This is a genomic window from Halobellus ordinarius, from assembly GCF_031823395.1.
Taxonomy (GTDB): Archaea; Halobacteriota; Halobacteria; order Halobacteriales; family Haloferacaceae; genus Haloquadratum; species Haloquadratum ordinarius.
The window spans coordinates 56,071-72,599 of sequence record NZ_JAVQKJ010000006.1 but is presented as its reverse complement, the minus strand read 5'-3'; the positions used below and the strand labels follow the sequence as shown (position 1 = coordinate 72,599).

Genomic DNA, 16,529 nt, shown 5'->3' with positions numbered 1-16,529 from the left:
CGGTTGTAAATCGTTCGTGTGCGGGGTGTCGGAAAGTGACCGGGAGAGAATCGGAGAAAATCACATGTCGTTGCGGAATAAACGGGGCACGACGATGTCACAGACTGACGACGCCGCCGATCCGCCACGAGCGTGGGTCGAGTCGTTCCACGAGAGCGAGGCGGAGGTCCGCGACGTGCTGGACGGGATCAGAGAGCAACATCTGCTCGGCGAAACCGAGGCGGTCCGCGAACGGTTACGGGCCTTCGGGGAGGCGGAACCGGGCATCTTCCGCCTCATCGCGCTCGTCACCATCGACATCGAGACGGTCTACGACGACCTGGCGGAACAGTACGACGACGGAGAGGCGCCCACCGAGGAACTCCGCGCCCTGGGCCGGGAGTATCAGCGGCTTTCGGACGAAATCGAACTGGTGTTCGCCGAACAGACACAGGATCTCCGGAACCCGATGCCGCAGGTGAAATGTGCGTTCCGGTACTCCGAATCGATCAAACTCCCCCGCCTCGGGTACGACGTCTACTCCGGGGACGTCAGGCTCTGTGAGTTCGCTCATCCCCCCTCGCAGGCACTGATGTTCGCCCGGACCCTTCTGGCGAGCACCCGGGAGTTGCTCCAACGCGTCGACGCGAACGACGACGAAATCGCGGCCAACGAGCGCGAACGCCTCGCGTACGTCTACGAATCCCTGACAGACGAACTAGAGGCTTTAGACGGGTACGTCACGCAGGGAACCGACGAATCGCCGGCCGAAACGAACGCCCAGGAGGTGTACGACGACTGGTCGTTCAACTGAGGAGGGCCGTCGGCGACAGCACCAAGACAATGTGAACTGTTACAACAGTCACTATCAGAGCTTCTCGCCACAGGACGAACAGTAACTGTCTCCCGGATCGACCGCGGCGCCACAGGCCGAGCAGTAGCGGGTTTCCTGTCCGGTGTCGGCGCCGGGCGTGAAGACCTCGGTCTCCGACGAGCCCGAAGAGGCGGGAGTCCCGCCGACCTGCTCCGGACCTGACCCTGCGCCGTCGTGGCCCTCCGGCACGTAGACGCTCGTCTCGTCTGCGCCGCCTCCGATCGGGACGGTGTACAGATACCCCTCCTCGGAGCCGACGTAGAGGGTTTCGCCGGCGACGCTCGGCCGTGCGTAGACAGGGCGTTCCGTATCGAACTCCCAGTTGAGTCGCCCGGACGAGACGTCGATTTCGGTGACGGCACCGTCGTAGGTCACACAGTAGACGACACCGTCGGTGGCGGTGGGGACGCCGACTTCCGCCCCGAACTGGGCCTGCCAGGCGACGTCGAACCGCCGGGTCGTGACGTCGAACCCGAAGGCGGTGTCACCCGCGCTCACCACGAGTGTCTCCCCCTCGCGGACCATCCCGCGGCACGGGGAGCGCCCGAGCGAACGTGTCGAAAGCGACGTCCCGGTCCCCCTGTCGAGGACGTGGAGGGTACCGGGGTGAGTGCCGACGTAGAGCACGTCGTCGACGACGACGGGTCCGACGTCGACGGGGGCGCGGGTCCCGTATCGCCACTCCTCGAACCCACTCCGCCGTCGGAGCGCGGCGACTTCGTGGCTGTCACCGCCGACGTAGATGGTGTCGGCGGCGACCGTGGGCGTCGCCGAGATCCCACCGTCGGCGTCGTACCGCCACCGTTCCCGACCGTCTCGCGCGTCGAGAGCGTACACGCGACCGTCGTGGCTGCCGACGAACAGGTCGTCGCCCTGAACTGCAGGGGCACCGTAAATCGCGTGGTCGGCCTCGAAGATCCACACCTCCCGCCCGGTCCGGATGTCGAGGGCGTAAAGCGTCCCGTCGTCGGTGCCGACGAAGACCGACTCCCCGTTCGAGACCGGCGCGTGCATCAGCTGGGTGCCGCTCACGGAGAACTGCCACTCGATCCGTTTCGAGTGCGCCGCGACGGCCATCACTTGGTCGTCGCTGGCGAGAAACAGGCGGTCGGCCGCCGCGCGAAGCGAGATGAGCGGCGTGGTCGGTCGCCACATATCGACGCTCTCGGAATCCATCGGGCGCCGGTATGACGAGCAGCGTGAAAAAATCGGCTGCTACACGAGCGCGGTCGGCTTCGTCGTGGCCCGGCTTCGACGAACTCGACGCTGGTTCGTCGGTGAAAACCGGGCGCCGACTGAAGATCAGTTACGCGTCCAGTTCCGCGCCCGGTGCGTTCCGTTTGACGCTCTCGATGCCGTCTCTGGCGCCGCTCCGGTCGCTGTATCCCTCGCCGCTGTCCAGCAGGATGTTCCCGTTGCGGTGGCGGAGTCGCCACCGGTGCTGGCCGGCGTTGTCCTCGTAGATCTCGAACGCTGCACGCCCGATGTCGAGGACGTCCGCGTCGGGCGCATACTCCGTTACCCGTTCGACGGCCTCCTCGGCGCCGCTTCTCGATTCGTACCCTTCGCCGCTGTCGGCGAGGATCTCGTCGTTGCCGGCGAGCAACCGCCAGCGGTACTCGCCGGCGTTGTCCTCGAATATCTCGAACTCCAGTTCGTCGATCCGCTCGCGGAGCCGGTCGACGGCCCGGTTAGCGTCGTTCCGCCGTGTGTACCCCTCGCCACTGTCGGCGAGGACCTCCCCGTTGCGGTGGAGGAGTCGGAAGCGCCACTCGCCGGCCCTGTCCTCGTACACCTCGAAGCCGGTCGGGTCGAACCAGAGGTAATCCGCCGGCCCGACGTACTCCCGGAGGCGTTCGATCGCCCGCTTTGCGTTGCCGCGGGAGGCGTATCCCTCGCCGCCGTCGGCGATGATGTTCCCGTTCTCGTGCCGGAGTCGGAAGCGGGCCTCGCCCGCTTTATCCTCGAACATCTCGAAGGTAGCCTGGCTGTCTCGCTCTTCGACGGGCTCGAACTCTGTCTCGGGTTCGGGAAGTTCGGCTTCCCGTTCGAAGAGGAGCGTTTCGGCGCCGAGCGCGTTCCGTCGGATGCTCTGCATTCCCTTCTGAGCGTTGTACTTCCGGGTGTATCCCTCGCCGCTGTTGGCGATGAGATTCCCATTCCGGTGTCGGAGTCGCCAGCGCCACTCCTCGGCCCTGTCCTCGTAGAGTTCGAACCGGGCCTGGCTCGAATAGAGGTCGTCGATCCGTGCGTGCAGGTCCGCTGTCACGGCTTCGTCGGCGTCCGAGTCCGCCTCGATTTTCGCAAGTTCGTCTTCGAGCCGATCCCGCTCCGCTCTGACTTCTGGCAGTTCCGATTCGAGCCGATCCCGCTCCGCTCTAACCTCTGCCAGTTCCGATTCGAGCGCAGCGCCGCGGCTCACGGCTTCGTCGGCGTCCGAGTCCGCCTCGACTTCCGCAAGTTCGTCTTCGAGCCGATCCCGCTCCGCTCTGACCTCGGCCAGTTCCGATTCGAGCGCAGCGCCGCGGCGCTCGCTGCCTTCGAGGTCTTCCTGGGTCACACCCGCAACGAGCGGCCCGAGTGCGCCGCCGACCCCGATGATTACGATTCCGACTGCGTAGAGGACAACCACCGGTTGATTGCCGGTCCCGACGAACCAGTTGTTCGGGAATATCAGGACGAACCAGACGGCTGCAAGGAAGCAGATGGCCTGTCCGAGGTACGCCGCATAGTTCGACCAGGACGCGAGCGGGAGTCTGATCACCGGGCCGGCGACCAGCATCGCCATTCCGACGGCCGCGATGAAGATACTCGCTTCCCGGACCGTGAAGGCGGTCGTTCCCGGTGAGGAACTCGGCAAAAAGAGAAGGATGCCGAGCGTCCCGAGCACGAGACCTGTCAGGAACACCCAGTACCCCCTGACCTCGTCGTGCGTCGTCGGTTCGCCCACCCGGTCTCGGTAGATGCGATACAGGATTCCGTTCTCGTTACCAAATGGCATAATCCATCATTATAATCATAGCCCCCACGTATAAATCGTGCTACGAGTTTGGTGAGATATCCGTGTATTTGTGAGGTACATCGTCACAAATATTCCGAGATGTGCCCGCTAATCTAACTGATAGGAAAGGGTAGAGGCGGATTCCCGCAAAAATTGGACCGGTACCACTACGTCACAGTCGACGTTTTAGGTGTACCAAAACCATTATATCTGTCCGAGCACCAGCTCCGGGTGATGGACGGATCAAACGTGATCGACGCGGACGGATCGACCGAGTCCGACGGGGAGTTCGCGCCACCGGTGGCCGAGATCTCCGCTCACCAGTCCTCGCCCGATCGCGTCGTACTGACCGAAGACGGGAACAGCGACGGGTGGATCGCCTTCGACGTCGACGCTGCGGTTTCGCTCCGCCGGTAAGGTCGGCGGCCCGCTGATCAATCAGCTTCAAAAAGGTCAGTCAGACAGCAGCGAGCGGCGCCGACTTACTGCGTCGCCGATTCGAGGACGAGCGAGTCGTCTTCGAGGTAGTGTTCGACGTGATGGGCGGCCTCTTCGACCTCGATGAGGTTCTCCCGGAGCATATGCGCGGTCGTGTGATCGCCGAGGTTCTCCGCGAGTTCGACGTGGTCGCGGAGCGTCTCGATGATGTCCCCGTACATCTCCATATCGTTCCGAAGCGACGTCCGGATGTCGTAGACGTCCTCGTCTTCGGGCTCGACTGTGGCCCGCTCTTCGAGCGCGCTCATCCCGGCGACCGGGACGCCACCGAGCGCCTGCGCGCGTTCGGCGAGTTCGTCCGCGAACGCCTCGGCCTCTTCGGCGGCCTCGCCGAGGAAGAGATGGAGGTCGCGGAACTCCGCGCCCTCGACGTTCCAGTGGTGCTTGCGCAGTTGGTGATACAGCACGTAGGTCGACGCGAGGTCGGTGTTGAGCGCGTCGACGATCTGTTCGGCCTTCTCGGCGTCCATCCGGAGCGCTTCGCTTCCCTCAACCTCGCCGGCCTGCTGTCGGACTGTCCGTTGGGTACTCATTGCAGTTGTCAGTAGGATCGCCAGGGGCTTAATACTTTGACATTCGGAAATATATTTTTCTCAATCGAAAATCCTGATACCCCTGTCCCGGCCGATACCGGCTTTTTTGACCGTAATCTGTGGGCGGGATACCGCTGTCAGTCCGTTGCCACGCCGACGTCTTCCTTGGGAGTGCTCAGTTCGACCGCCGTCCCGTAGTGTCGGCAATCTTCCAGCGCGTGCTTTGCGTCCATTCCCGCGACGTGCGGGTTCTCCGCTTTCCCGACGCCCACTTTGAGTTCGACGCCCGCGTCGGCTTCCACCTGCGATATCGCCCCGTGGTAGTCGTCTTCGTCCATCGCCGGACAGATTGAGATGATGTTGTCGCCGCCGACGAAGAACGAAAGGGCTCCGTGTTCCTCGCGGAGGTGCCGCATCAGGGTCGCATAGCCCTGTTCGATCCGAATGAACGAATCGAACTCGTTGAGCCGGTCGGTGTACTTCCCCGTCGCGTCGTTGACGTCGAAGTGAGCGATCTGCACGTCCGACGGCGTCCGCCGGTCCGTCGTCAGATAATCGCCGGCGAGCACTTCGCGGCGATCGCCGTCCTGTGCCGAGCCGGCCTGCTGGAGCCCCGCAGTCGCCCGTTCGAGCGCCTCGATCGGCGAGGGGTCGACACCAGTGCCGAGGCTGATCGAGACGGGGTAACGGTTCCCGATCGACTCCTGGAGGAGTTCGTGGTCGTCGCGGTCGAGCCCGTTCGTGATCGCGACCATATTGTCGAATCGCGTGAAGAAGACGTAGCCGTCGCGACTCCCGACGAACTGAGCCAGGTCGGCAAACAACCGCGATTGAAGCGTCTGGAGGTCCATCTCACGACGTGGATCCGGTGTCACGGTCCACGGCCCGTAGTTGTCGATCTGAATGAGTGTGAGCTGGGAGTTCGTCACGTCTGTCCCGAAGGACGTGACATATATCGGTCTTTCCGTATCAGATTGGATTACCGTCTCAGATCTGGAACGGAAACGGTGCTGGACGCGATCGACGGAAATCAGCCCGCTGCCGATCGCCACGAACCGCCCGCTACGTTCAACAGCCCCCCGTCCTAACCCCGAGTGATGGGTGTCCGCGGAGTCATCTTCGATGTCGACGGGACGATCGTGCGCGGAGAGCAACCGTTGGAAGGAACCGACGCCGGCCTGGAGGCAGTAGAATCGGCGGGACTTGATCGGCTCTTCGTCTCGAACAACCCGACCAAACCGCCCGAAGCGTACGAGGATCGGCTCGCGAGCGCCGGCATCACCGTCGACGCCGACGAGATCATCACCGCCGGCACCGTGACCGCACGGTATCTCACGGAACAGCACGCGAAAAGCGAGATCGCGGTCGTCGGCGAATCGGGGCTGGTCGATCTCCTCCGGGACGCCGGCCTCTCCGTACTTCCGTACGGATCCAGCGCCGACACTGTAGCCGGGAGAACGGACGGCGGCGAAGCCGCTACGCCGCCCGGACTCGACCCTGATGTCCTGGTCGCCTCAGTCGATCGAAGGTTCGACTACGAGACGCTACGCGAGTGTCTGTGGCTCCTCGAGGATCCGGACGTCACCTTCGTCGGCACCGACCCCGACGTCGTCATCCCGGCGGCCGAGGGCGATATCCCGGGCTCCGGGGCGGTGATCGACGCGATTGCGAACGTCGCCGGGCGCGATCCGACGACGGTCCTCGGGAAGCCGAGCAAGCCCGCCCGCCGGATGGCACTGGAGCGGTTAGGGCTCCCGCCGGAGGACGTCCTGGTCGTCGGCGATCGACCCGATACGGACATCGCCTTCGGCAACCGTGCGGGGATGGCGACCGCACTGGTCCGGACCGGCGTGTCGGTCGAAACGGGGCGGAGTAGCCCCGATGAGGAACCCGACTTCGTCCTCGATTCGCTTGCGGGCCTCGAAGAGGTGCTGGCGACGCTGTCGGAATGACACGCACAATAGTTATAGACGCTGGGACGAAATAATCAGTGAGGTAAAACGATGGGCAAGAACATCCTGATGATCGTCGGCGACTTTGGCGAGGATTACGAGACGATGGTACCGTACCAGGCCCTCGAGATGGTCGGCCACAACGTCGATACGGTGTGTCCGGAGAAAGAGGCCGGTGAGACGGTCAAGACCGCGATCCACGACTTCCGCGGCGACCAGACGTACCTCGAGGAGCGCGGCCACGACTTCGAGGTCAACACGACCTTCGCGTCGATCGATCCCGCAGACTACGACGCGCTTGTCGTTCCGGGCGGACGTGCGCCAGAGTATCTGCGCACGCACGACATCGTTCTCGACACCGTCCGGCACTTCTTCGAGGAGGACAAGCCGGTCGCGGCGGTCTGTCACGGGCCGCAGATTCTCGCCGCCGCGGGCGTCCTCGACGGCTACGAGATGACCGCCTACCCCGCCGTTCGTGCCGAGGTCGAGGCCGCCGGCTGTTCGTGGGTCGACGAGGTCACCGTCGACGGCAACCTCGTCACCGGGCAAGCGTGGCCGGACCACCCCGAGTGGCTCGCGGCGTTTCTCGACCTCCTGGGGACGGAAGTCGAGGCGGGCGAGCCGGCAGTCGCGGACGACTGATATTCGGTCGGACGGGAGCCGTCGGGATCGCACTCCCGGATTTCGTAACCGATCGCGAACGGAGCCCAGACGGTACGAGGCACGCAGACGACCCCCGTCGCGTGGTATGATACCGTCTGACAAACTTTTATATAGGTTCGTCGCGAGATACCGTGTATGGAAAGTCAGCCGAACAGTCCATACGTCTACTCGGAGGATGTTCCCGAGCCCGTCGACCCGTACGTGTCCCACGACGAGGTCGAAGAAGATCCCCTCCCCGACCCGGAAGGCCGGGACGTCGTGATCGCCGAGGGGCGAGCGATGAGTTTCCGGGCGTACAATCGGCAACGGTAAGCCGCCGGATCACTCCTGCTGCCGTCCAGTCAGAACGCGTCGCCGTGGACCGTCGCCTCCGCGTGCAGTTCCTCGCGGAGCGCCGAGTGGACGTGGCAGATGTCTTTCGCGCGGTCGAGGATCTCCGCGAGGGTGCCGTCGTCGAGGTCGGCCTCGACGTAGACGTCGAAGCGGATCGCTTCGAGGTCGTCATCGTCGTCGAGATCGGCGTCGGCGTCGATCTGGATCTTCCCGAGGTCGTCGTGGCCGCGCTGTTCGCCGCCGACCCGGAACGCTGGGAGGAAACAGGACGCGTAATCGGCGACGAGCACGGCGTTCGGGTTCGGTCCCGCCTCGTCCGTCGCGTCGATCGTAAGTTCGAAGTCGCCCACCTGACTCGTGCTTGCGAACCCTTCCTCGCTGATGGTCGAAGTCTGAATGTCGCTCATCGGATACACACAGGGTCGGGGCCATCTAAAGGCTGCCGACCGCCCGGCAATCGGTGCTCCTCGGTCGAATCCGGGCGATGCCCGATCACTCCAAAAGGAACGTCTCGTCGCCGTCGAGGACGTGGACCTCGGCACCTGTCCCGGTCGCCTTCACCTCGCGGACGAAGTCGTCGGTGTCGATTTCGATCGGCGGGAACGAGTCGTAGTGCATCGGGAAGACGTGATCGACGGCGAGCCAATCGGTGGCGATCGCCGCCTGCGTCGGCCCCATCGTGAAGTGGTCCCCGGCGGGGAGCGCGGCGGCGTCGGGTTCGAGATACGGCCCGACGACGTCTTTCATCTCGGACATCAGGCCGGTATCGCCCGCGTGGTAGAAGGTCGTCGTGTCCGGATCGGACTCCTGGGTCGGCTTTTTGTCGCTGATGAGGAAGCCCACCGGCGTGCCGAGGCTGTACTCGTAGTCGGTGTTGAGCCCGTTCGTGTGATCGGCGCGGTGCATCGTCACGAACGCCTCGCCGCACTCGACGGTGCCGCCGATGTTCATGCCGATCGAGTCCTCGAAGCCGACCTCCGATTCCATATATCCGGTCATCTCCGGGACCCCGACGACCGTCGCGTCGGTGAATGCGCCGGCGTCGGCGATGTGGTCAGCGTGGCCGTGCGTCAAAAGCAGGTAGTCCGGCGTCTCGACGTCCGCGGCCGAGAGATCCGTCTTCGGGTTGTCGAAGAACGGGTCGATCAGGAAGGTTGTGCCGTCGACGTCGACGTGCCACGTAGAGTGGCCGTGCCAAGTGAGTTCCATCGTCATATCCACGCGGTAATTCGAATGGGTCGACAATAAAGCGTACTATCGAGAGACACTGCAGATCGCAGAGCGGGCTACGGCGAACCGAATTCCCCCGCCGCTCTCGCTTTCGGACCCGAGGATTCGCGGTGTCGTGTTTGAACCAATCGCGCATCGAAGAGGGACGAGACGGCATCGAAGAGGGACGAGACGGCATCGAAGAAATCGAATAGGTCGAGTGAACAGTTCTCGTGGACCGGAAACGACGCCGTCCTTCGAAAGTTGCGGCCGGCCGAACGATCCGACTGCGGTCGAGCGCCCGCGCAGCAGAGCACAGGGAGAGTCACTCCCCCGAGTCGAGGTACGCTATTGCTTCTTCGTCACTGACCTGGTCGAATCGGTCGTAGAACTGTCCGACCCCCCTGAAGTCCCTCGGCGTCTGGAGGCAGACGACCGCGTCGGCCATCTCCTCCAACTCCCGAACGGTTTGCGGCGGGCCGACAGGGATCGCCAGGACGATGCGGTCCGCGTCGCTCCCTTCGAGCTTTTCCAGACACGCTCTGGCAGTCGACCCCGTGGCCACGCCGTCGTCGACGACGGCGACGGTCTTTCCAGTCAGGTCCGGTTCCGGCCGGCCGTCCCGGTAGCGGTCGGCCTTCTGACGCGCGTTCTCCGCCTCCTTCTCGCGTTCCCGGTCGAAGTACGCGTCGTCGGACCCCGTCCCGCGAAACGCCTCTTCGTTGCGCCAGACGCTGCCGTCGCTGGCGACAGCGCCGATGGCGTACTCCGGATTTCCCGGGGCGCCGATCTTCGACGCGACGACGATGTCCAGCGGCACGTCGAGTGCGTCGGCGACAGCCCGTCCGAGCGGGAGGCCGCCCCGGGGGATGGCGAGCACGATGTCGACGTCCGGCTCCTGCTCCCGAAGTGCCTCACCGAGTTGTTCGCCCGCTTCGGCACGGTCTCTGAATCGGTCAGGTCCTGGCATAGTCCCTCACTAGAGGTCAAGCGGGTTCGGCGACCTGTAGTCTGCGGATATTCTCGGGAATCGGTAACGACAGTTGTCATAAAGGCGAGCGAGAACGTCAATTCAGAGAAGAGATGACGGAGACTCAGCTACAGATCCCTGTCGGCGATGTGGAACTCCAGGGGAACCTGAACGTCCCGGCGGAAGCATCGGGGCTGGTGATGTTCGCCCACGGGAGCGGCTCCAGTCGGAAGAGCCCGCGCAACAACTTCGTCGCGGAGGTCATCCGAAAGCGGGGGCTCGGGACGCTCCTGTTCGATCTGCTCACCGAGGAGGAAGACCGGGTTCGTGAGAACCGGTTCGACATCCCGCTACTCACGGACCGCCTCGTCGCCGTTACCCGGTGGCTCCGGGATCGCGACGCCACTCGGGGGTTGAACATCGGGTACTTCGGCTCCAGTACCGGTGCTGCATCCGCACTCCGGGCGGCCGTGCGTCTGCAGGGAGCCGTCAGCGCGGTCGTCTCCCGCGGCGGCCGCGTCGACCTGGCCGAAGAGGTCCTCAGCGACGTTCACGTGCCGACGCTTTTCATCGTCGGCGGCGCCGACACGCAGGTGCTCGAACTCAATCGGGAGGCCTACGAACGACTCTCCTCTGAGAAGGAGTTACACGTCGTCGAGGGAGCGGGACACCTCTTCGAGGGGGAGGGTGAACTCGAGGAGGTGGCGGACGTGGCCGCCGACTGGTTCGCCGAGACACTCCGCTGAGCGCTCGCGGCACGCCGTCGACTCGGATGGGATCTCCACAAATTCTCGACGGGAAACTCTTGATTTTGCACGTGAACGCGACACCTGTCCGTTCCAGGCGCGGTTGACAGCGAAAACGAGACTGTTTTCACGAAATGGGAAAGGCCGTCCGGTTTGACGTCTTAGACCGTCCATTGAGCACTCGTATGAAATTCGATGAGTTCATCGGTCAACTGCAGCACCGACTCGAACTGTCCGGGACGGGCGAGGCAGTGCGAGCGGCCCGAGCGACGTTGATGACGCTGGGGCAACGGATTCCGCAGGGGAACGCCGAGGACCTCGCCGCGTCGCTCCCGATGGAGATCAAGTGGTATCTGACCGGTGCAGTCCACGAACACGGCCAGCGGTTCGGCTGGCAGGAGTTCGTCGACCGGGTCAGCGAAATCGAGAGCGCCGACCCCGCGGATGCGGCCTATCACGCACGCGTCGTCGTCGACCTCGTCCACTCGCAGGTCCCCGAGTCCGACTTCCAGCAACTGCGTGACTCGCTTCCCGAAAGCGAGGACGAGGAGAACTGGCGCAAACTCTTCGAGATTGTCGATGCTGGCGGCTGGGGCGACGCCGAGGAAGCACAGACGGGTGGCGGCCCACAGTCCGAAGCGACGGACCAGGGCGAAGGCGACAATGGGGACGAAACCCCCTCAGAGACGTCGGAGTAGTCGGATCCGGACTCGATCGTCGGTGGCGGACGTCTCCGTTCCGGGACGGAGAGCATCAGATCGCGTCCGGGTTCGGTACGGGTCGACCGCTGTGGTGGGATGACAGAGTGGACTAACGTGCCTGCCTGGAAAGCAGGTGGCCGAGAGGCCTCGTGGGTTCGAATCCCACTCCCACCGCGTAGCGGATCACGCGACCAGCCGACCTTCCGCGTACCTCCCCCATAATGTGATCTCGTCACGTATCGGTCCGGGTCCCCCGTCCCCCGGCGCCTCCTCACCGGACAGTCCAATTCGCAAGAGCCCGACAGCACGACCGGCGGGACCGAATAGGGACGCGGCTGGACCGCCTCCTGCTCACGTCGGCTTCGAGCAGTTCGAGGCCCTCCGGCCGCAGCTCGCAGGACGGTCTGCGGATCTCCGAGGCGAATCCCCGCGCCGTCGGGTCACACGGCAGTCGTGGTTACTCGGAGTAGCCTTCCGTGAGGAACGTCCCTTCCGTCTCGTACATCGACACCAACTCCTCGATGAACTCCTCGTGGGATTCGTCCTCCTCGAGGTGGCCGTCCAGTCGCTCTTTGAGCTCCTCACTTATTTCGAGCGTGTATGTCATAGTGGGCGACGGTGGGATTCCGTCACCAGTTGTATCGTAGTCCGGAGGTTAATACTTCACCCTGCGATTCTCGCCCCATAGTACTCACCGACCGATACTTTCGACTGGTTTCTGACGCTCCCCGGCGTGAATTCTGCCTGCGATGTACGGGACGCTGAAGGGCTCTGTTTCGTCGCTGTCGTAGCACCGCTTCTGGGCGGCAGAGGGTTCGTCGTCGGGGATGACTGTGGCGGCGGTGACGTCTTCGTCGAGTGCCGCCCCGTGCTCCGATGCTCTCGTCAGTGCAGCCTCTGCCAGCTACAGTAGCGTTTGCAACTGATTGCTCATCCGACCGAACGCCGTTGTGCGATCAGATGAGCGAAGGCTTGCAAACGCTACTGTCGGATCCGTCGAAGGAAACGAGGAACCTCGTCGGTCTCGGTGATCAGTCGATGTCGATCTCGGTAGTCTCTGCGGCTGGTTCGCTCTTCGGCATCCGGACCGTCAGGACACCGTTACTGTAGCTTGCCGAGACGTCTTCGGCCTCGATGTCGACGGGAAGCGGAACGGAACGAACAGCGGAAGCACGGCGACGCTCCTGTCGGATGTACTCGCTTGTCTCCTCTTTCTCGGATTCCTCGTGTTCGGCTTCGAGTTCGAGCGTTTGACCGGTCACTCGAACGTCGATGTCCTCGGAGTCGAATCCCGGCAGTTCGGCGGTCAACACGAGTTCCTCGTCTTGATCTTCGAGATCGATCCTGATCGACGACGTCGTCGTCGGTTCCATTGGAAGCTCCTCGCTGTCCCACCTTCGGGCTATCTCATCGAACTCTTCTTGCATTCGCTCGAAGACCTGCGTGAGGTCCTTGAACGGGTTTGTCTGTTTAGCCATCTCTCAACGGGGGTACGAGGCGAGACCGAATCAAAAGTTCCATCCTTCCCATCGCGCGGGAATACTGACGCGCTCGTGCCGGGGTGGTCGGCGGAGGATGACTGCGGTGGTTTTCCTGGATCGACCTCCGGGACGCGAAAGCGGGGCGGTCCGGCCGGTGACAGTCTGCACCCGACGGTCCGTCACCGCCGTTGCTTGCGGCGTCGCTGCTGGCTCTGTCATCGGACGAGCGTCACCGGAACCGACGCGCGACGCGCCACGATCTCGGCGATGCTTCCGTACACGGGCCGCTCGCCCTCGGTCCGTCCGTGCGCCCCGAGCACGATCTGGTCTATGTCCTCTTCGTCGGCGAAATCGACGATGATTCGCTTCGGATCGCCGATCTCGGACGCGGTGTCGACCTCGCGGTCGTGATCGGCGGCGATCTCACTGGCCTCCTCGAGGAGTCGCTCCGAGATCTCCTCGGCTCGCTCGTACCACTCTTCGGACCCCATCAGGGGTTCATACGAGGTGTCGAAGTCGGGATACGCGCCGTAACTCGGCTCGAAGAGATCCACCACGTGGAGGACGGTGATCGACGCGTCCGGAAACTCCCGCAGCGCGTGACGAAGGGCCTCGTGGGACAGTGGCGACCCGTCGACCGGCACGAGGACGTTCTTCGTCATTCGCCCGCCCCCCGGACGGTGGTCGGTCCGAACAGTTCCCGATCGGGTGTGGATCGGTCGTCCTCCGTCTGGTGGCTCATCGGTACGCTCCCGTCAGGTCCGGGTTCAGTAGGGGTCTCTGGTAATTCCATTGGACTGGAAGCGCGTTTTACTGGTACATCCCCATTCGCGGTTGCTGTTGCTGTTCCTGTTGTTGATACTGCTTTAGTTGCTCGGCGATCTGTTGTTTCTGCTGTGTTGAATAGCGTCCTCTGAGCCATAACGAAGTGACACCAGCTTTGAGACCAGCGGCATCGGCCCCTGACAACCCAACTCAAATTCCGACTGTCCTGACCAGCACCGCTATTCAACACAGCAGTTGTTTCTGTTTTTGGATCTTCTCGGACTGTTCGAGGAGTTCTTTGGTGTCGATGTCGAACTCCACGAGCGGTTCCAGCGCGTTCTCGATGACGGCACGGGCGGCCCCCGGATCCGGAATGTAGGGGTTCGAGCGGACGATGAGCACTGCCGCCGGAACGTCGCCGTAATAACAGTCCCGCAACAGCGCCCCGGTAACGCCGCCGATGACGCCGGAGCCCTCCGCCAGGGAGATCCCTGCGTCGGTGATCTCCCTCTCCAGTCGATCGGTCGTGGCGACGCCGACGACGTCCCCGATCTCGCTTTCGGACTCCGCCGGTGCACCGGCGAGGAAGACGGCACGATCGAACTCTTGGGCTACGTCGCTCAGAACGCATTGACTCAACGATTCGACCGCCGTCGGATGGATCGGGACGTCGCTTTGAAGCGTCATCACGGCCGGATCCTCGCCGGCGTATACGCGGACGGCGTCCCGAACCCGACCCTCGTCGAACGACGCGACCGGCGGAAAGTCCTCGGAGACGATGGTCCCGTGTTGCTCTAACTCGAGTTGTTTCGTGATCTGATCGACGGCGATCGACGCAACCAGTCCCAGTCCGGGAAGTCCCTCGATGAGCGTCGGCGATTCGGCCGTCAGTTCTGTCTCCTTCTCGAAGCGCGTCGACGAATTTGCGTTCACCACGTAACACCCATTCGGGTGAACGCCTCGTGGCCTCTTATCAGCGGTCCTCGTTACTGTTCTGTGGGAAAACTTCGGGGTCAGTGACCCACGACTGGGCTCGTGGGCCTCCGCCCTGTTTATCTGTGATTACGACTCCGACTCGGACAGCATCGGGACCGTCACCACTGGCACCTCGGACAGTCGAACGACCTTTTCGGTGACACTCCCGAGGAGATATCGATCCAGCCCCGTCCGTCCGTGGGTGCCCATCACGACGAGGTCGACGTCGTTCTCGTCGACGTAATCGAGGATCGCGTGGTGGGGTACTCCCTGCGCGACGGTTCCCTCGATCGTCTCGACGTCGGCCGCCTCCGCTTGCTGGGTCACCTCGTCGATCGCCTCCTGGCCGATCTCTTCGAGCGCAGCGAGCGTCTGCGCGGACGTCGTTTCGACTGTCACGTTCGTATTGACAACGTAGAGGGTATGAAGCGTTGCACCGTACTTCGTAGCGAGATCGATACCGTGTTCGATCGCCCCCCGGGTGCCCTCGCTTCCGTCCGTTGGAATCAGGATGTCGTCGTACATACGAGACCTCTCTCTCCGTATAAGTAAAACAGCCCCGTTCGTTTCAGAGAACCGAGAATCCATCCGGGCGTCCCGGTGTGTAAATACGAGGTGGAGATCGGCCACGGGCTGGAAGAAGCGACAGAATCGCTGCGGGAGGAGCTGAAACGTCGGTTCGACGTGTGAAAAGTTTGAATTCGATGGCTCCTCGGCTGCCGTTACCCGCCCTGCCCGGTCGTCTGTACAAGACCTCTCCCGTGCGGGCAGTCTACTTACGCCTCGACCCCGTAGGTGTCGACTCGGATATATCAAGACATCCTCGTCCCGACAGACGGCAGCCAGGAGGCCGACGTCGCAGTCGATCGCGCGCTGAATCTGGCGCGAACAAGCGAGGCGACGGTCCACGTAGTCCACGTGGTCGACACGAGCCTCGATCTGCACCGTCTCGATGACGAAGCGCGAACCGAATGGCGACGCGACGCCGAAAAACGAGGGCAGGCGGCGACGGTCCAGATCGAGGAACGGGCGTCGAGCCTCGGTCTCGAAACCGCCCGCGACGTCGTGGAAGGTGTTCCCTACCGGGAGATACTGACGTACGTGGAGGAAAACGGCATCGACCTCGTCGTGATGGGGACGCGCAGTCGAACCGCGTCCCGGCTGGGTAGCACCACAGAGCGAGTCGTGGCCCTCGCCGACGTTCCGGTAATCGCCGTCCCCCTCGCGGTGGACACAGACGTTCCCGAGTCGGGCTACGGGATGTACGATCACGTCCTGATTCCGACCGACGGAAGCGACGCCGCCGAGCGTGCCGCCGACCACGGACTCCGCATCGCCGAACGCTACGGCGCCGACGTTCACCTGGTGTACGTCGTCGACGAGTCGACCTACGGTTTCGAGGGGTCCCCCGGGAGCATCGCCGGCCTCCTCAAACAGAGCGGTGGAAATGCGATCGAGGAGATAGCGGCCGACGCCCGCGAGCGAAATCTGCCGGTGACGACCGACGTGGTCCGCGGCATCCCCCACGAGGAGATCCTCGACTACGCCGAGGGAGTCGATGCCGACCTGATCGCGATGGGAACCCGGGGCCGGGTCGCGGAAACGGATCGGCTGTTCGGGAGCACGACCGCGCGTATCGTCCGCTGTTCGACCGTGCCCGTCCTGACCAGGAGCTAACCGATGAGCATCGAGGGCCTCTGTCAGATCTGCGAGGCGGCGCCCGCCGAGCACCAGTGTTCCCGCTGTGGGGCGCTCGTCTGCAGCAGCCACTACGACAGCAGAACCGACCTCTGTACCGACTGCGCTGCGGAGCTTCGCGACCGGTAGTGGACCGGACCGTCCGGTCCGC

22 protein-coding genes and 1 tRNA gene are annotated in these 16,529 nt (G+C 63.6%); 10 read left to right on the top strand and 13 right to left on the bottom strand.

The annotated features are described in order from the left end of the window. Nucleotides 1–94 precede the first annotated feature (94 nt). Complete coding sequence (locus tag RJT48_RS09510) at nt 95–793, top strand: hypothetical protein (protein ID WP_311172045.1); 699 nt, start codon at nt 95–97, stop codon at nt 791–793. A gap of 54 nt (nt 794–847) precedes the next feature. Here the strand turns inward: RJT48_RS09510 and RJT48_RS09505 are convergent, their stop codons facing one another. Further along, entirely contained in the window at nt 848–2,029 is a 1,182-nt protein-coding gene (locus RJT48_RS09505) for an outer membrane protein assembly factor BamB family protein (protein ID WP_311172044.1), read from the bottom strand. Nucleotides 2,030–2,159: 130 nt separating this feature from the next. Beyond that, entirely contained in the window at nt 2,160–3,854 is a 1,695-nt protein-coding gene (locus tag RJT48_RS09500) for a DUF1508 domain-containing protein (protein WP_311172043.1), read from the bottom strand. Nucleotides 3,855–4,088: 234 nt separating this feature from the next. Between RJT48_RS09500 and RJT48_RS09495 the strand changes: the two genes are divergently transcribed. After that, entirely contained in the window at nt 4,089–4,271 is a 183-nt protein-coding gene (locus RJT48_RS09495; RefSeq protein ID WP_311172042.1) for a hypothetical protein, read from the top strand. 65 nt (nt 4,272–4,336) lie between these two features. On the opposite strand, the gene dpsA is transcribed toward RJT48_RS09495, so the two are convergent. After that, nucleotides 4,337–4,885, bottom strand: coding sequence for a DNA starvation/stationary phase protection protein DpsA (gene dpsA, locus RJT48_RS09490; protein ID WP_311172041.1), 549 nt, complete (start codon nt 4,883–4,885; stop codon nt 4,337–4,339). Between the two features lie 137 nt (nt 4,886–5,022). Beyond that, a complete protein-coding gene (locus RJT48_RS09485) occupies nt 5,023–5,814 on the bottom strand; it encodes a GTP cyclohydrolase III (RefSeq protein WP_311172040.1) in 792 nt (263 codons plus the stop codon). Between the two features lie 168 nt (nt 5,815–5,982). On the opposite strand from RJT48_RS09485, the gene RJT48_RS09480 reads away from it, so the two are divergent. From RJT48_RS09480 to RJT48_RS09470, 3 genes are all read left to right on the top strand, one after another. Then, nucleotides 5,983–6,837, top strand: a complete 855-nt coding sequence (locus RJT48_RS09480; RefSeq protein ID WP_311172039.1) for an HAD-IIA family hydrolase — start codon at nt 5,983–5,985, stop codon at nt 6,835–6,837. Nucleotides 6,838–6,888: 51 nt separating this feature from the next. Then, complete coding sequence (locus RJT48_RS09475; RefSeq protein ID WP_311172038.1) at nt 6,889–7,479, top strand: DJ-1/PfpI family protein; 591 nt, start codon at nt 6,889–6,891, stop codon at nt 7,477–7,479. Between the two features lie 156 nt (nt 7,480–7,635). Next, a complete protein-coding gene (locus tag RJT48_RS09470; protein WP_311172037.1) occupies nt 7,636–7,812 on the top strand; it encodes a hypothetical protein in 177 nt (58 codons plus the stop codon). 29 nt (nt 7,813–7,841) lie between these two features. On the opposite strand, the gene RJT48_RS09465 is transcribed toward RJT48_RS09470, so the two are convergent. The 3 genes from RJT48_RS09465 to RJT48_RS09455 form a co-directional block, all read right to left on the bottom strand. Continuing rightward, on the bottom strand, nt 7,842–8,240 hold the full coding sequence (locus RJT48_RS09465; RefSeq protein ID WP_311172036.1) for an OsmC family protein: 399 nt from the start codon (nt 8,238–8,240) through the stop codon (nt 7,842–7,844). Nucleotides 8,241–8,325: 85 nt separating this feature from the next. Further along, a complete protein-coding gene (locus RJT48_RS09460) occupies nt 8,326–9,042 on the bottom strand; it encodes a metal-dependent hydrolase (RefSeq protein ID WP_311172307.1) in 717 nt (238 codons plus the stop codon). A gap of 325 nt (nt 9,043–9,367) precedes the next feature. After that, nucleotides 9,368–10,012, bottom strand: a complete 645-nt coding sequence (locus tag RJT48_RS09455; protein ID WP_311172035.1) for a phosphoribosyltransferase — start codon at nt 10,010–10,012, stop codon at nt 9,368–9,370. A gap of 113 nt (nt 10,013–10,125) precedes the next feature. Here RJT48_RS09455 and RJT48_RS09450 point away from each other — a divergent pair, with 113 nt between their 5' ends. The 3 genes from RJT48_RS09450 (at nt 10,126) to RJT48_RS09440 (ending at nt 11,633) form a co-directional block, all read left to right on the top strand. Next, complete coding sequence (locus tag RJT48_RS09450) at nt 10,126–10,758, top strand: dienelactone hydrolase family protein (RefSeq protein ID WP_311172034.1); 633 nt, start codon at nt 10,126–10,128, stop codon at nt 10,756–10,758. 185 nt (nt 10,759–10,943) lie between these two features. After that, complete coding sequence (locus RJT48_RS09445) at nt 10,944–11,456, top strand: DUF2267 domain-containing protein (RefSeq protein WP_311172033.1); 513 nt, start codon at nt 10,944–10,946, stop codon at nt 11,454–11,456. A 93-nt stretch (nt 11,457–11,549) separates the two neighbouring features. Next, nucleotides 11,550–11,633, top strand: a tRNA-Ser gene (locus RJT48_RS09440). A 283-nt stretch (nt 11,634–11,916) separates the two neighbouring features. Here the strand turns inward: RJT48_RS09440 and RJT48_RS09435 are convergent. From RJT48_RS09435 to RJT48_RS09410, 6 genes are all read right to left on the bottom strand, one after another. Continuing rightward, nucleotides 11,917–12,066, bottom strand: a complete 150-nt coding sequence (locus tag RJT48_RS09435) for a DUF7557 family protein (RefSeq protein ID WP_311172032.1) — start codon at nt 12,064–12,066, stop codon at nt 11,917–11,919. Between the two features lie 424 nt (nt 12,067–12,490). Beyond that, a complete protein-coding gene (locus tag RJT48_RS09430; protein ID WP_311172031.1) occupies nt 12,491–12,937 on the bottom strand; it encodes an Hsp20/alpha crystallin family protein in 447 nt (148 codons plus the stop codon). 218 nt (nt 12,938–13,155) lie between these two features. After that, entirely contained in the window at nt 13,156–13,602 is a 447-nt protein-coding gene (locus RJT48_RS09425; RefSeq protein ID WP_311172030.1) for a universal stress protein, read from the bottom strand. Further along, nucleotides 13,599–13,733, bottom strand: coding sequence for a hypothetical protein (locus tag RJT48_RS09420; protein WP_311172029.1), 135 nt, complete (start codon nt 13,731–13,733; stop codon nt 13,599–13,601). Before RJT48_RS09420 ends, RJT48_RS09425 begins: the two co-directional genes overlap by 4 nt. 215 nt (nt 13,734–13,948) lie before the next feature. Then, nucleotides 13,949–14,638 carry a proteasome assembly chaperone family protein gene (locus RJT48_RS09415; RefSeq protein ID WP_311172028.1) on the bottom strand — a complete coding sequence of 230 codons (690 nt, stop codon included), beginning with the start codon at nt 14,636–14,638 and terminating at the stop codon, nt 13,949–13,951. A 129-nt stretch (nt 14,639–14,767) separates the two neighbouring features. After that, the gene (locus RJT48_RS09410; protein ID WP_311172027.1) at nt 14,768–15,205 is read right to left on the bottom strand and encodes a universal stress protein; all 438 of its coding nucleotides are present in this window, start codon (nt 15,203–15,205) and stop codon (nt 14,768–14,770) included. A gap of 270 nt (nt 15,206–15,475) precedes the next feature. On the opposite strand from RJT48_RS09410, the gene RJT48_RS09405 reads away from it, so the two are divergent. Both RJT48_RS09405 and RJT48_RS09400 read left to right on the top strand, forming a co-directional pair. Next, nucleotides 15,476–16,357 (top strand): universal stress protein, encoded by an 882-nt coding sequence (locus RJT48_RS09405; RefSeq protein WP_311172026.1) that lies wholly within the window; start codon nt 15,476–15,478, stop codon nt 16,355–16,357. Nucleotides 16,358–16,360: 3 nt separating this feature from the next. Continuing rightward, on the top strand, nt 16,361–16,507 hold the full coding sequence (locus RJT48_RS09400) for a zinc finger HIT domain-containing protein (RefSeq protein WP_311172025.1): 147 nt from the start codon (nt 16,361–16,363) through the stop codon (nt 16,505–16,507). The last annotated feature ends 22 nt before the right edge of the window (nt 16,508–16,529 follow it).

Excerpts from the sequence above, each read along its gene's own strand:
- RJT48_RS09470 (WP_311172037.1), top strand. The coding sequence starts at position 7,636 with ATGGAAAGTCAGCCGAACAGTCCATACGTCTACTCGGAGGATGTTCCC.
- RJT48_RS09425 (WP_311172030.1), bottom strand. The coding sequence starts at position 13,602 with ATGACGAAGAACGTCCTCGTGCCGGTCGACGGGTCGCCACTGTCCCAC.
- RJT48_RS09480 (WP_311172039.1), top strand. The coding sequence starts at position 5,983 with ATGGGTGTCCGCGGAGTCATCTTCGATGTCGACGGGACGATCGTGCGC.
- RJT48_RS09505 (WP_311172044.1), bottom strand. The coding sequence starts at position 2,029 with ATGGATTCCGAGAGCGTCGATATGTGGCGACCGACCACGCCGCTCATC.
- RJT48_RS09455 (WP_311172035.1), bottom strand. The coding sequence starts at position 10,012 with ATGCCAGGACCTGACCGATTCAGAGACCGTGCCGAAGCGGGCGAACAA.
- RJT48_RS09420 (WP_311172029.1), bottom strand. The coding sequence starts at position 13,733 with ATGGAATTACCAGAGACCCCTACTGAACCCGGACCTGACGGGAGCGTA.
- RJT48_RS09510 (WP_311172045.1), top strand. The coding sequence starts at position 95 with ATGTCACAGACTGACGACGCCGCCGATCCGCCACGAGCGTGGGTCGAG.
- RJT48_RS09500 (WP_311172043.1), bottom strand. The coding sequence starts at position 3,854 with ATGCCATTTGGTAACGAGAACGGAATCCTGTATCGCATCTACCGAGAC.
- RJT48_RS09450 (WP_311172034.1), top strand. The coding sequence starts at position 10,126 with ATGACGGAGACTCAGCTACAGATCCCTGTCGGCGATGTGGAACTCCAG.
- RJT48_RS09410 (WP_311172027.1), bottom strand. The coding sequence starts at position 15,205 with ATGTACGACGACATCCTGATTCCAACGGACGGAAGCGAGGGCACCCGG.
- RJT48_RS09475 (WP_311172038.1), top strand. The coding sequence starts at position 6,889 with ATGGGCAAGAACATCCTGATGATCGTCGGCGACTTTGGCGAGGATTAC.
- RJT48_RS09445 (WP_311172033.1), top strand. The coding sequence starts at position 10,944 with ATGAAATTCGATGAGTTCATCGGTCAACTGCAGCACCGACTCGAACTG.
- RJT48_RS09465 (WP_311172036.1), bottom strand. The coding sequence starts at position 8,240 with ATGAGCGACATTCAGACTTCGACCATCAGCGAGGAAGGGTTCGCAAGC.
- RJT48_RS09400 (WP_311172025.1), top strand. The coding sequence starts at position 16,361 with ATGAGCATCGAGGGCCTCTGTCAGATCTGCGAGGCGGCGCCCGCCGAG.
- RJT48_RS09460 (WP_311172307.1), bottom strand. The coding sequence starts at position 9,042 with ATGGAACTCACTTGGCACGGCCACTCTACGTGGCACGTCGACGTCGAC.
- RJT48_RS09430 (WP_311172031.1), bottom strand. The coding sequence starts at position 12,937 with ATGGCTAAACAGACAAACCCGTTCAAGGACCTCACGCAGGTCTTCGAG.
- dpsA (WP_311172041.1), bottom strand. The coding sequence starts at position 4,885 with ATGAGTACCCAACGGACAGTCCGACAGCAGGCCGGCGAGGTTGAGGGA.
- RJT48_RS09435 (WP_311172032.1), bottom strand. The coding sequence starts at position 12,066 with ATGACATACACGCTCGAAATAAGTGAGGAGCTCAAAGAGCGACTGGAC.
- RJT48_RS09495 (WP_311172042.1), top strand. The coding sequence starts at position 4,089 with ATGGACGGATCAAACGTGATCGACGCGGACGGATCGACCGAGTCCGAC.